Genomic DNA, 12,733 nt, shown 5'->3' with positions numbered 1-12,733 from the left:
TCGCGCTGGCGCGATGTTGCGCTATAGCGCGGGCATGACCGATCCGCTGATCCGCATCGCCGAAGCACTGGAACGTCTGTCGCCGCCGCCCGCGCCGCCGGCCGATCTGGAGGCGCATCCCGCCTATGTCTGGCGCGGGCGCGAAATCGTGCCGGCACGCGACTTCACCCCCACCCCGCTGGCGCTGCTGCAGGGCGTGGACAAGCAACGGACGGCGCTGCTCGCCAATCTGGAGCGGCTGTCTGCCGGCCATGCCGCGCAGGACGCGCTGTTGTGGGGCGCACGCGGCACCGGCAAGTCGGCGCTGGTCAAGGGAGCGATTGCGGCCGTGCAGGCGCAGGGCGGGCGCTTGGCGCTGGTGGAGGCGGTGACCACCCATCTCGAAACGCTTCCGGACTTGTTCGCGCTGCTGGCGACGACCGATCGGCCCTTTGCGATATTCCTCGACGATCTGGGCTTCGACGCCGCCGCCGATGCGCGGGCATTGCGATCACTGCTCGAAGGGGGCGCCGAAGCGCGGCCGGCGCATTGCCGCCTGTTCGTCACCTCGAACCGACGCCATCTGCTCCCGCGCGACATCGACGCGCAATCCAGCGCGATCAACCCCCGCGACTCCATCGACGACGATCTCGCGCTCGCGGACCGGTTCGGCCTGTCGCTCGGCTTTCACGTCGTCGACCAGGATACCTATGTCGCCATCGTTCGCGGCTATGCCGAAGCGCATGGGCTGCAGTTCGACCCTGCCGACGCGATCCAATGGGCGACGCGGCGCGGCAGCCGGTCCGGACGGGTGGCCTGGCAATATGTCGTCGAACTGGCCGGTCGCCAGGGGAAACGTTTGTAACCGACGGACGCGATCCGCGTGACTCGGGACCTTCACGCAGCGCATTCTGTCTCGATTTGGGACGATTTCCGGGTCGCCTAAAAAGTCGGTGCGCCGCAGCAGCCGCTTGGGCCGCGTAAGGCCCATCTTCGTCTGGGATCGGCCGAGTCCACGCAAGCAACGGCACCGCGTCGCAAAATTCAGATCTGCGTAAACACGCAGATATTTGACGATATTGTCAAGTATTAAACGAGCGTTAATCTTGCAGGAGTGCGAAATACAATCGAGTCGCGCCGAAAACCATAAGCGTCTTGCGTGGAGAGGTAGCACATGCGTATTCAAGCACGGCTCGCGGCCGCAGTAGCGTTGTTGGGCGTCGCTGCGCCAGCGCATGCAGCCACGGTCATCGGACAGTTGAGCTTCACCGGCTATGTTCGCCCCGTCGGTGGGACCGGCATGGCGACCGCGACAGGCCTCGATTTTTACAGCTTCGGTTCGCCGTTGAGCGGAGACCTTGGCACCCCCGGGACGATTACGAGTGTCCTTGGCGGGACCGGGATCTTTACCGGCGCCTTCTGCCTCGGCCCTTGCGGTACCATTCAGGATCTGCCGACCTTCTCCACCGGCGCTATCAATTCGTTCTTCAATATTCAGTCGGTCGTCTATTTCGATTTGGCCACGATCAAGTCGGTCACCCGCACCCCCGATGGGCTGGGTGGCGGCCTGAAGGTCATCGCATCCGGCATCTTCCGCATCGCCGGCTATGATCCGACGCCGGGGGTGATGACGCTCACCACGCAAGGCTCGGGCCTTACCAGCTTCTCCGCGACGGCGGTGAATGCGGTGCCCGAACCGGCAAGCTGGGCGATGATGATCGCGGGATTCGGCATGGCGGGCGCCATGCTGCGCACGACGCGGCGCGTTCGGGTACGCTACGCGACGCGCTGAACGACCTTACGATACCCCCAAGGGGCCTCGCCGGAGCAATTCGGCGAGGCTTTTTGTTGGCGGCGCCAAGGGTCAGCCGAGCCCCTCGACCATCTCGGCGAGCTCCAGCCAGCGCATCTCGGCGGCGTCCTTTTCCTCGCGCAGCCGGGCGATGCCGTCGCTTAGCTTGGCGAACTTGGCCGGATCCTTTGTGTAGAGCGCCGGATCGGCCAGTGCCGCCTCGTCGCGGGCGATCGTCTGGTCGATTTCCTCGATCCGCTTGGGCAGCAGCTCATAGTCACGCTGGTCCTTGTAGCTGAGCTTCGTGCGCACCTTCGGCGCTTCCGGCACGGGCGCTGCCGCGGCGGCCTTGCTCGCCTTCTTCGTCTCGTTCCTGGGCCGCCGCTTGGCTTCCCAGTCGGCATAGCCACCGACCACCACGTCCACCGTACCGCTGCCGTCCAGCCCCAGTGTGACCGTAACCGTGCGGTCGAGGAAATCGCGATCGTGGCTGACGATCACGACCGTGCCGGCATAATCGGCGATGACTTCCTGGAGCAGGTCCAGCGTCTCGAGGTCGAGATCGTTGGTCGGCTCGTCGAGCACCAGCAGGTTGGACGGGCGGGCAAATTCGCGCGCGAGCAGCAGCCGCGAGCGCTCGCCGCCCGACAGCGTGCCGATCCGCGCCTCGGCGATGCTCGGATCGAACAGGAATTCCTTGAGATAGCCATGGACGTGCTTGCGCGCGCCCTGCACGTCGATCCAGTCGCCGCCGTCCGCCAGCACGTCGCGCACGCGCTTGTCGGGCGCCATCAGGCTGCGCTGCTGGTCGATGATGATCGCATCCAGCGTCTTTGAAAGCTTCACCTCGCCCTCGTCGGGGGCGAGCTCGCCGGTCAGCATCTTGAGCAGGGTCGACTTGCCCGCACCGTTAGATCCGACGATGCCGATCCGGTCGCCCTTGGTGACGCGGAAGGTGAGGTCCTTGATGATGGTGCGTTCGCCGAAGCGCTTGGTCACGTGCTTGGCGTCGATCACCACCTTGGTCTGGTTGCCGTCGGACGCGGTGGCGAGTGCGGCGGTGCCCTGCGGCCCCACCATGTTCGCCCGTTCGGCCCGCATTTCCTTGAGCTTGGTCAGCCGCCCCTGGTTGCGCCGCCGACGGCCGGTGACGCCGCGCTGGAGCCAATGCTCCTCGATCTTGAGCTTGGCGTCGAGGCGCTGGGCGTTGCGCTCCTCCTCGGCATAGACCTGCTCGGTCCACGCCTCGAAGCCGCCAAAGCCGATCTCCGCGCGCTTGATCGCGCCACGATCAAGCCACAGCGTCTGGCGGGTCAGGCGGGTGAGGAAGGTTCGATCGTGGCTGATGACGACGAAGGCACCCTTGTAGCGCGTCAGCCAGTCTTCCAGCCATTCGATCGCGCCGAGATCGAGATGGTTGGTCGGCTCGTCGAGCAGCAGCACGTCCGGATCCTGCGCCAGCGCGCGGGCGATGGCGGCGCGGCGCCGCTCGCCGCCTGAGGCGGTCGCGGCCTCGCGCGACAGGTCGATGCCGAGCTGGTCGGCGATCGCCTCGGCCTCGTGCTGGGCAGGCGCATCGTCGCCGGAGAGGACATAGTCCATCAGCGTGGTGCAGCCGGCCATGCGCGGTTCCTGCTCCAGCAGGATCACGCGGGTGCCGGGCACGATCGTGCGGCGGCCCTCGTCGCTGTCGATCGCGCCGGCGATCAGCTTGAGCAGCGTCGTCTTGCCCGCGCCGTTGCGGCCGATCAGCGCGAGCCGATCGCGCTCGCCGACATGCAGGTCGAGATTGCGGAAAAGCCAGCCGGATCCCTGAACGAGACCCAGCCCTTCATAGGAAAGCACCGGAGCAGCCATGGTGCAGCACCTAGGGGCGCGCGGGCAGCCTCGCAAGCGGGCAGGTGCCGGGTGCGAGCGATGCACCAATGCCACAATTGCCGAACGGCTGCTGACACCGATGTTCAGGGGCTATTCAATGCCCGGACCCTATGCCATGCCCATGCGAATGCTGGTCAACCCTGTTCTGGTCGCGTGTCTTGCGAGCCTCGCGCTCACGAGCCCGGCCGTGGCGCGCCCTGTCGACGCCGCGCAGGACGATGGCCAGCGTGCGGCGCGCGAGCGGCGGCTTCGTGGCCAGAATCTGCCCGCGCGCGAGATCGAGCGGCGGATCATCCCCCGCATGCCAGGGGCGCAATATCTCGGATTCGACTATGATCCCGAGCACGACGTTTACACCCTCAAGTTCCTGCGCAATGGATCGGTCATCTGGATCGAGGTGGATGGCCATACCGGCCAGATCCTGCGCCGCATGGGCAATTGAGCAGTCATCAGGAAAAGGACGGAACGGCGAATGCGACTTCTGATCGTCGAGGACGAACCCAATCTCGGCATCCAGCTGCGCACCGCGCTGGAAGGCGCCGGCTATGCCGTCGACCTCGCGACGGACGGCGAGGAGGGGCATTTCCTCGGTTCGACCGAGCAATATGACGCGATCATCCTCGATCTCGGGCTGCCGGAGATCGACGGGCTGACCGTGCTCGATCGCTGGCGCAAGGAAGGCAAGACCACGCCGGTGCTGGTGCTCACCGCGCGCGACAGCTGGTCGGACAAGGTGGCAGGCCTGGATGCCGGCGCCGACGACTATGTCGCCAAGCCGTTCCAGACCGAGGAGCTGATCGCCCGGCTGCGCGCGCTGATCCGCCGCGCCTCGGGTAATGCCTCGGCCGAGCTGACCGCGGGCGACATCCGGCTCGACACGCGCTCGGGCAAGGTCACCAAGGCCGGCGAGCCGGTGAAGCTCACCGCGCAGGAATACAAGCTGCTCAGCTACCTGCTCCACCACAAGGGCAAGGTGGTAAGCCGCACCGAACTGATCGAGCATATCTACGATCAGGATTTCGATCGTGATTCGAACACGATCGAAGTGTTCGTCACCCGCATCCGCAAGAAGCTGGGCGCCGATGTGATCACCACCATCCGGGGTCTCGGCTACAGCCTGGACGAAGCAAACTTCGGCTGATCGCGGGCCCGTGCACGACGAACCGATCCCCGGCGACGCGGAGGGCGAGGCGCAGGCTGCCGCCGGGGAGACTGTGCCGGGAACCGAGACGAGTACCACCCTGGTGGAGGCGGAGCCCAAGTCGCGTCGTCCGGTACGCGTCACCGGGTCGGTCAGCCGCCGCATGCTGCTGGTGGCGACCGCCTGGATCCTGCTGCTCCTCGTCGGCGGCGGTCTGGCGCTCGACCGCGTGCTGACTGGTGCGATCACCCGCAATTTCGACGACCAGCTCGATTATCTCGTCTCGTCGATGATCGTCTCGGCCGAGCTGGACAGCAACGGCGACGTGCGCATGACGCGCGAGCTTGCCGACCAGCGCTTTCTGGAACCCAATTCCGGCGCCTATTGGCAGATCAGCGGCGAGGGACGCGAGCCCTTCTATTCCCGCTCGCTCTGGGATCGGCGGCTCAAGGTCGATGCGGTCCACAATGATCGCGACGTCCATTTCTACGACAGCAACCAGTTTCCCGAACAGAAGCTGCGAATCGCCGAGCGCGACCTGAAGCTGCCCGGATCCCCGGTGCGCTGGCGCTTCCAGGTGGCGCAGAGCCGCGACGTGCTCAACGCGCAGATCGCGACCGTGCGTCGCACGCTGGTGCGCAGCTTCGCGCTGCTCGGGCTGGGGCTGGTGGCGATGGCGGCGCTGCAGACCTGGTACGGCCTGCGCCCGTTGCGAAAGGTCCGCCGCGAGATTGCCAGCCTCCGGGCCGGGCACACCAAGCGGATCGGCGGCCCGCTTCCGGCCGAAGTCGGCCCGATGGTCGATGAACTCAACGCGCTGGTCGATCATAATGACCGCCAGGCCGAGGAGGCCCGGCGCCATGCCGGCAACCTGGCCCACGCGCTCAAGACCCCGCTCAGCGTGATCATGAACGCCGCCGCCGCCGGCCAGGCCGATCTGCCCGATACGGTGATCCGCGAGGCGCGGACGATGCGGCGGCAGATCGACCACCATCTCGCCCGTGCCCGCGCGGTGGGCCGCCGCGGCAGCGCCCATAGCCGGGCAGAGGTATGGCCGTCGATCGAGGCGGTCGAGCGGGCCGTTGCGCGGCTCTATCCGAATGTGCGCATCGACGTCGACGGAGTGAAGGACGCCATCGCGCATATCGAGCGACAGGATCTGGACGAGATTCTGGGGAACCTGGTCGAGAACGCTGCCAAATATGGCGGCGGCAGCGTGTTCGTCACCGCGCGGCTGGAATCGGGCTTTGTCGAGATCCTCGTCGAGGATGACGGCGTCGGCATTCCGGAAGCGGACCGCATCCGAATCTTCGATCGCGGCGTGCGACTGGATACGGGCAAGCCCGGGACTGGGCTGGGCCTCGCCATCGTGCGCGACGTCGCCGAGCTCTATGGCGGTACCGTCAGCCTCGAAGAGAGCGAGGATCTGGGCGGCCTGATGGTGCGCCTGCGCCTGCCCGCCGCGGGCTGATTTCAACCTCGCAACAGTCGGAAATTCTTGTGTGACGCTGGCTGGTCATCCCGGCCGGTGTCGGTCTGCGCGAGTCGCAGGGCCCACCCCTCCTGAAATTCCCCCGGGCCGATTAAATGTTGCTTTACCATATTGGTGTAAACTGCCGCGGGGACTTTACCCCTTTGGAGGGCAGACCATGAGCAGCATTTCCGCACTTTCCACCGCAAGCATGACGATGCAGTCGCCGCGCGATCGCATGAACGATCGCATCTCGGCTGCCGTTTCTTCGGGCGAGATCAGCGCAACGGACCAGACGGCGCTTTCCAAGGCGCTGGATTCGATCGACTCGACGCTGTCGTCGGAGCGCAGCAGCGGCAGCAAGCCGACGGGTGACATGAAGTCGAAGATGGAGTCGCTGATCCAGAGCCAGGTCGACAGCGGCACGCTCACCGAGGACCAGGCAACCGAACTGAAGAGCTTCTTCGCCAAGGGCGCCGAGGGCAAGGGCGGTCCGGGCGGTCCGGGCGGTCCGGGCGGACCCGGCGGCGCAGGTGGCCCGCCGCCCGCAGCGGCATCGGACGAATCGGACGAGGACTCGACGAGCACCACGAGCAGCGAAGACGCCACCGCGAAGCAGCTCGACGCCCTGATGGCCTTCCTCCAGCAGCTGCGCGACGCGAACGACAGCGGCACGAGCTATTCCGCCTCGGGCGACACGAGCAAGAGCAGCAGCACCAGCGCCACCGGGCTGGTCGTCGATACCCTGGCCTGAGGCCGGGGTGGGCGGCGTCCTGGGGGCAGGCGCCGCCCGAACCCTCAGGCGGGCTCGACCGCCCGCATCGCCTCCGCGGCGATCGCCAGGCTGCGCTTGCGCGCCTGGTGATCGTACATCGCGCTGGTGAGCATCAGCTCGTCGGCCTGGGTGCGCTCGAGAAATGCCGCGATCTCGCGCCGCACCTTTTCCGGCCCGCCGATCGCCGATGCGGACAGGACATGGTCGAGCACCGCGTTACCCTGCGTGCCAAGGCCGGCGCGATAGCCCTCCACCGGCGGCGGCAGCTGGATGCCGCGCCCCGTCGTCCGGATCGCGACAAAGGCCTGTTGCTGCGAGCTGGCGAGATATTCGCCTTCCTCGTCGCTGTCGGCGGCGAACACGTTGAAGCCCAGCATCACGTGCGGCTTGGCCAGCGTTTCCGACGCGCGGAAATTCCGGCGATAGGCGGCGATCGCTTCGTCCATCTGGGCGGGTGCGAAGTGCGAGGCAAAGGCATAGGGCAGCCCGAGGGCGGCGGCGAGCTGCGCCCCATAGGTGCTGGAGCCGAGGATCCACAGCCTGACGTTCGCGCCCGCCCCCGGCGTCGCACGGATGCCGGTGCGGCCGTCATCGGCGAAGTAGCTTTGCAGCTCCATCACGTTCTGCGGGAAGGCGTTGCCGTCGCTGTCCAGCGTGCGGCGGATCGCGGCGGACACCCGCTGGTCCGATCCCGGCGCGCGACCGAGACCCAGATCGACGCGCCCGGGGAACAGCGCGTCGAGCGTGCCAAAGGCTTCGGCTACCTGGAGCGGCGAATGGTTGGGCAGCATGATGCCGCCCGCGCCGATGCGGATGGTGCGGGTCGCATGGCCGACATGCGCGATCACCACCGCGGTGGCGGCGCTGGCGATCCCTTCCATGCCGTGATGCTCTGCCATCCAGTAGCGCTGGAAGCCGAGGCGTTCGGCATGGGCGGCGAGATCGGCGGCGTTGGCGAGCGCCTGGCCCACGGTGCCGCCTTGGACGACGGGCACCAGATCGAGCAGCGAAAAAGCAGTCATGGAAAGGATGTGGGGACGGCGGCGCAGCGATGCCAGGGGGTTAGCGCAGCCGCCCTGTCCCTACCCCCTCCCGCGGGCGGAAGGGGGTCTCCGGAGAACGGCGCTCACTCCGCGGGCAGCACGCCGTCGTCGCCGGGCTTGTGATCGATCGCCCCGTGCGGTCCCGCCACCGGGCCGAGCACCTTGCTGCCGTCGTCGCCGGGCCGATAGGTGAGCAGGCGCCGCGACAGCCGCGGCCCCAGCCACCCTTCGAGGCCCACCGCCAGGCTGAACAGCGCGGGCACGATCACCAGCGTGAGCAGCGTCGAGACGATCAGGCCACCGATCACCACCACGCCCATCGGTGCGCGGAAGGACGAGTCGCCGTTGAGCGAAAGCGCGGTCGGGACCATGCCCGCCACCATCGCGATCGTAGTCATCACGATCGGCTGGGCGCGCTTGCGGCCCGCATCGATGATCGCCTCCATCTTGGGCACGCCCTTCTCCATCTCCTCCAGCGCGAAGTCGACGAGCAGGATCGAGTTCTTGGCGACGATGCCGAACAGCATCAGCATGCCGATATAGACCGGCAGCGACACCGGCATCCCCAGGATCGCCAGCATGATCAGCCCGCCCAGCGGCGCGTTGAGCAGCGATCCCATGTTGACGATCGGCGAGACGAAGCGGCGGTACAGCAGCACCATCACCGCGAAGACCAGGAAGATGCCCGAGGCCAGCGCGACGATGAAGTTCTGGATCATCTCGCCCTGCCACTTGGCCTGGCCGACAGTCATCTCGGCCACACCTACCGGCAGCTGCTTCATGATCGGAAGATTGTGGATCTCCTTCATCACGTCGCCGGAGATATAGGGCTTGCCGGTGGCGGGGTTCATCGCAAGGTCGGCGCCCACCACCAGGCGGCGCTGCAGGTTCAGGCGCTCGACCTTGGTGGGTCCCGCGGCGAAGCGGATGTCGGCGACCGCCGAGAGGGGCACCGATCCGCCCGTCTGCGTCTGCACGCGCATGTTCTGGAGCGTGTCGAGCCGGGTGCGCGAATCCTGATCGAGCGCGACACGGATCGGGATCTGCCGATCGGACAGCGAGAATTTCGCGCTGTTCTGCTCGATATCCCCCAGCGTCGCCACGCGGATCGCGTTGGACAGCGCCGCCGTCGTCACGCCCAGGTCGGCCGCCAGGTCCAGCCGGGGCGAGATCACGATCTCGGGCCGCTGCAGATCGCCCGAGATGCGCGGCGCGACGACGGACTTGAGGCCCTCCATCTGCTTCATCAGGGTGAGGGCAGTCTTGTTGAGCAGCTCGGGATCCTCGCCGCCCAGCGTCACCGTCAGGTCGCGTCCGGTCGATCCCCAGCCGAACTGCGAGCGGAAATTCACCCGGGCATCGGGAATCGCGAGCAGCTTGGGTGCGACCCGCTTTTCGAACTCGGTGCTGGTTTCCTTGCGCTCCGGCGTCTTCTTCTCCGCCAGATCGGCGGTGACGCGGCCATTGCCGACCGAGGTGCGCGCATAGGTATGCTGCACGCCCGGCTCGGCGCGCAGGATCCCAGCGACCTGCTGGACGACGCGGTCCGTCTGTTCGAGCGTGGTGCCGGGCACCATCTCGATCGTGGCGGTCACGCTGTCCTGGTCCTGCGCGGGCTGGAAGGTCTGCGGCATGCCGACCAGCAGGCCGATCGTGCCGCCCAGCGACAGGACATAGGCCAGGATCGCCACCCAGCGGTGCATCAGCGTCCATTCGAGCAGGCGGACATAGATGCGCATCACCGGACCGCCGCCATGCTCCGCATGGCCATGGGCCTTGAGGAAATAGGCCGCGATCATCGGCGTCAGCATGCGGGCGACGGCGAGCGACATCAGTACCGCGGCAACGACGGTGAGACCGAAATTCTTGAAGAACTGGCCCGAAATGCCCGGCATCAGGCCCACGGGGAGGAACACCGCGACGATCGACATGGTCGTCGCCAGCACCGCGATGCCGATCTCGTCCGCCGCGTCGATCGAGGCCTGATAGGCGGACTTGCCCATCCGCATGTGGCGGACGATGTTCTCGATCTCCACGATCGCGTCGTCGACCAGCACGCCCGCCACCAGGCTGAGCGCGAGCAGCGTCATCTGGTTGAGCGTGAAGCCCAGCATGTCCATGAACCAGAAGCTGGGGATCGCCGACAGCGGAATCGCCAGCGCCGAGATCACCGTGGCGCGCCAGTCGCGCAGGAAGAGGAAGACGACGACGACGGCGAGCACCGCGCCCTCGATCATGGCCTCCATCGCCGTGTCGAACTGCTCCTTGGCATATTTGCTGCTGTTGTCGAGCAGCTCGAAATGGACGTTGGGGTTCTTCTTCTCCAGCGCCTGCAGCTTTTTCTGCGTCTCGTCGAAAATGGTGACGTCCGAGGCTCCCTTGGCGCGCTGGATGTCGAACGAGATGACCGGATGCCCGTCATACCGCGCAAAGTTGCGCCGCTCGGCAAAGCCGTCCTTCACCGTCGCCATGTCGGCCAGGCGCACGGTACGGCCGCTGCCGGTGGCGATCTGGGTCTGGCCCAGCGTGTAGGCATCCTTGGCATTGCCGACGACGCGCAGCGACTGTTCGAAGCCGGAGATCTGCGCGCGGCCGCCTGCCGCGTTGAGGTTCACCTGGCGGAGCTGCTGGTTCACCTGGCTCGCGGTGAGGCCGAAGCTGGCGAGCTTCACCGGATCGAGTACCACGCTCACTTCGCGGCTGACGCCGCCGTTGCGCTGTACCGCCGCCATGCCGGAGATCGACAGCAGCTCCTTGGTCACCGTGTTGTCGATGTACCAGGACAGCTGCTCGACGGTCATGTCGCTGGCCGAGGCGGTGAAGCTGGCGATATCGTTGCTGCTGGCGCTGTCGACGCGACCGACCTGCGGCTCGAGGATGCCGTCGGGCAGGTTGCCGCGGATCTGCTGGATCGCGCTGCGCACGTCCTCCACGGCACGGTCGATCGGGGTGCCGATTGCCAGCTGCACCACCGTCTGGCTGTTGCCTTCGGAGACGGTGGAGTTGATCTCGTCGATACCCTGCAGGCTGCGGACCGCCGACTCCACCTTCTGGGTGATCTGTGTCTCGAGCTCGCTCGGCGCGGCACCTGGCTGGCTGATCGAGATCCAGACGATCGGGAAGTCGATATCCGGGCTGTTGTTGACGTCCATGCGGGAGAAGCTGACCAGCCCCGCGATCGTCAGGAACAGGAAGAGGACGATCGGCGGGACCGGGTTGCGGATGGCCCAGGCCGAGATGTTGCGAAAGCTCATCGCGCCGATCCCTTACTTCTTCGAAAGCTGCGGAATGACCTTCTGGCCCGGGTTGAGGAACGCACCCGCGGTGAGGACGACGCGCTCACTGCCGGTCAGCCCGCTGGTGATCCGCACGCCCTGGTCGGACACGTCGCCGGTCTTCACGTCGCGGCGCACCGCCTCGTTCTTCTCGTTGAGAATGAAGACGAAGCTGCCCTGCTGGTCGCTCTGCACCGCCGATTGCGGAAGGACGACCGTGGTGACCGCGCCTGCGACGATGCGCGCGCTGGCAAAGCCACCGGGGCGCAGCGCGGGATTATAGGCGAGCGCGATGCGGGCGACGCCGAGGCGGCTCGTCGGGTCGATCACCGGCGACACCTGCCACACCTGGCCCTTGAAGCTCAGCTGGGTGCCGACCGGCGTCACTTCGGCTGGCGCGCCGACGTGCAGCTTCTGGACATCGGCCTCGGCAAGCTGGGTACGCAGTTCGAGCTGCCCATCCATCGCCATGCGGAACAGCGCGCCCGAGCCCGAACTGACGATCTGGCCGGGCTCGATCTGACGCGCCAGCACGAGGCCCGCTTCCGGTGCACGGATGTCCAGCCGGCGATTGCGCGCCTGGGTTTCGGCGAGCTGCGCCTTGGCGACGCGAACCCGGGCGAGCGCCTGGTCGCGATTGGCGGTGCGCTGGTCGATATCGGCACGCGAGATGAAGCCGTTGCCGACCAGCTGCTGGGCGCGTTCCAGGTTGGCCTGCGCCAGCTTGGCATCGGCCTCCGCAACGCGGATCTGCGCGGCAAGCGATTCGGCGGTCTGCGTCTGCACCGATCGGTCGATGACGGCGAGCACCTGGCCCTTCTGCACCCAGCTGCCGGCGTCGACCAGCACGCGCGTGACGATGCCACCTTCGCCCGCGACGCCGACGGGCATCTCGCGCTTGGCCGCCAGGCTGCCGGTACCGGTGACGATGGTGGAGATGGTCTGCTGCCCCGGCGCGGAGACGGTCACCGTCTGCATCTGCGCCTGCTGCTTGCCCCCCTTGGCGGCGGGCAGCTGCGCGGCAGGGCGCTTCATCACCAGGAACGCGGCGATCACGATCAGCGCAAACGCGCCCAGGCCGATCCACAACCAGCGCCGCCCCCGCCGCGCCGGCTCACCTTCGTAGCCGAGCCGCTCCTGCCGATCCAACATCCCTGCCTCGTAGTTCATGCGCCCACCTCGTTCGGAGCGCCACGCGCTCCAGGTCGCACTGTATTATAGGAATATATCACCAACCACAAGGCCGGGATAGCAACGTCTGGGCCAATGCCCGGTTGCATGACGCGATGCAAGTCGCCGAAAAGAAAAAACCACGCCACCTTCTGGTACTTGCAAGTAACAACAAACGTTTCCTCACGGCCCCGTCGTTCAGCCTGCGT

General features: G+C 66.8%; 10 protein-coding genes. 6 read left to right on the top strand and 4 right to left on the bottom strand.

The features are described 5' to 3' along the window. Positions 1 to 34: 34 nt before the first annotated feature. Both OIM94_RS13205 and OIM94_RS13200 read left to right on the top strand, forming a co-directional pair. Positions 35 to 844: an ATP-binding protein gene (locus tag OIM94_RS13205; RefSeq protein ID WP_264607179.1), complete on the top strand. Its 810-nt coding sequence runs from the start codon at positions 35 to 37 to the stop codon at positions 842 to 844. A 309-nt stretch (positions 845 to 1,153) separates the two neighbouring features. Continuing rightward, positions 1,154 to 1,771: a PEPxxWA-CTERM sorting domain-containing protein gene (locus tag OIM94_RS13200; protein ID WP_264607178.1), complete on the top strand. Its 618-nt coding sequence runs from the start codon at positions 1,154 to 1,156 to the stop codon at positions 1,769 to 1,771. A 72-nt stretch (positions 1,772 to 1,843) separates the two neighbouring features. Here the strand turns inward: OIM94_RS13200 and OIM94_RS13195 are convergent, their stop codons facing one another. Continuing rightward, positions 1,844 to 3,628 carry an ABC-F family ATP-binding cassette domain-containing protein gene (locus tag OIM94_RS13195; RefSeq protein ID WP_264607177.1) on the bottom strand — a complete coding sequence of 595 codons (1,785 nt, stop codon included), beginning with the start codon at positions 3,626 to 3,628 and terminating at the stop codon, positions 1,844 to 1,846. 148 nt (positions 3,629 to 3,776) lie between these two features. Here OIM94_RS13195 and OIM94_RS13190 point away from each other — a divergent pair, with 148 nt between their 5' ends. The 4 genes from OIM94_RS13190 (at position 3,777) to OIM94_RS13175 (ending at position 7,015) form a co-directional block, all read left to right on the top strand. Further along, positions 3,777 to 4,091 carry a hypothetical protein gene (locus tag OIM94_RS13190; protein ID WP_264607176.1) on the top strand — a complete coding sequence of 105 codons (315 nt, stop codon included), beginning with the start codon at positions 3,777 to 3,779 and terminating at the stop codon, positions 4,089 to 4,091. A gap of 30 nt (positions 4,092 to 4,121) precedes the next feature. Continuing rightward, entirely contained in the window at positions 4,122 to 4,790 is a 669-nt protein-coding gene (locus tag OIM94_RS13185) for a response regulator transcription factor (protein ID WP_010543094.1), read from the top strand. 163 nt (positions 4,791 to 4,953) lie between these two features. Further along, positions 4,954 to 6,261: a sensor histidine kinase gene (locus OIM94_RS13180; protein ID WP_264609907.1), complete on the top strand. Its 1,308-nt coding sequence runs from the start codon at positions 4,954 to 4,956 to the stop codon at positions 6,259 to 6,261. A gap of 178 nt (positions 6,262 to 6,439) precedes the next feature. Next, positions 6,440 to 7,015, top strand: a complete 576-nt coding sequence (locus OIM94_RS13175; RefSeq protein WP_264607174.1) for a hypothetical protein — start codon at positions 6,440 to 6,442, stop codon at positions 7,013 to 7,015. Between the two features lie 44 nt (positions 7,016 to 7,059). Here OIM94_RS13175 and OIM94_RS13170 read toward each other — a convergent pair whose 3' ends face one another. From OIM94_RS13170 to OIM94_RS13160, 3 genes are all read right to left on the bottom strand, one after another. Beyond that, positions 7,060 to 8,058 (bottom strand): LLM class flavin-dependent oxidoreductase, encoded by a 999-nt coding sequence (locus tag OIM94_RS13170; RefSeq protein ID WP_264607173.1) that lies wholly within the window; start codon positions 8,056 to 8,058, stop codon positions 7,060 to 7,062. Positions 8,059 to 8,162: 104 nt separating this feature from the next. Continuing rightward, entirely contained in the window at positions 8,163 to 11,333 is a 3,171-nt protein-coding gene (locus OIM94_RS13165) for an efflux RND transporter permease subunit (RefSeq protein ID WP_264607172.1), read from the bottom strand. Between the two features lie 12 nt (positions 11,334 to 11,345). Then, the gene (locus tag OIM94_RS13160; protein WP_264607170.1) at positions 11,346 to 12,524 is read right to left on the bottom strand and encodes an efflux RND transporter periplasmic adaptor subunit; all 1,179 of its coding nucleotides are present in this window, start codon (positions 12,522 to 12,524) and stop codon (positions 11,346 to 11,348) included. Between the last annotated feature and the right edge of the window lie 209 nt (positions 12,525 to 12,733).

It is taken from the genome of Sphingomonas sp. R1 (assembly GCF_025960285.1).
In the GTDB taxonomy this organism is placed as follows: Bacteria; Pseudomonadota; Alphaproteobacteria; order Sphingomonadales; family Sphingomonadaceae; genus Sphingomonas.
The sequence above is the reverse complement of the archived record's forward strand: the minus strand, read 5'-3'. Positions and strand labels throughout refer to the sequence as shown.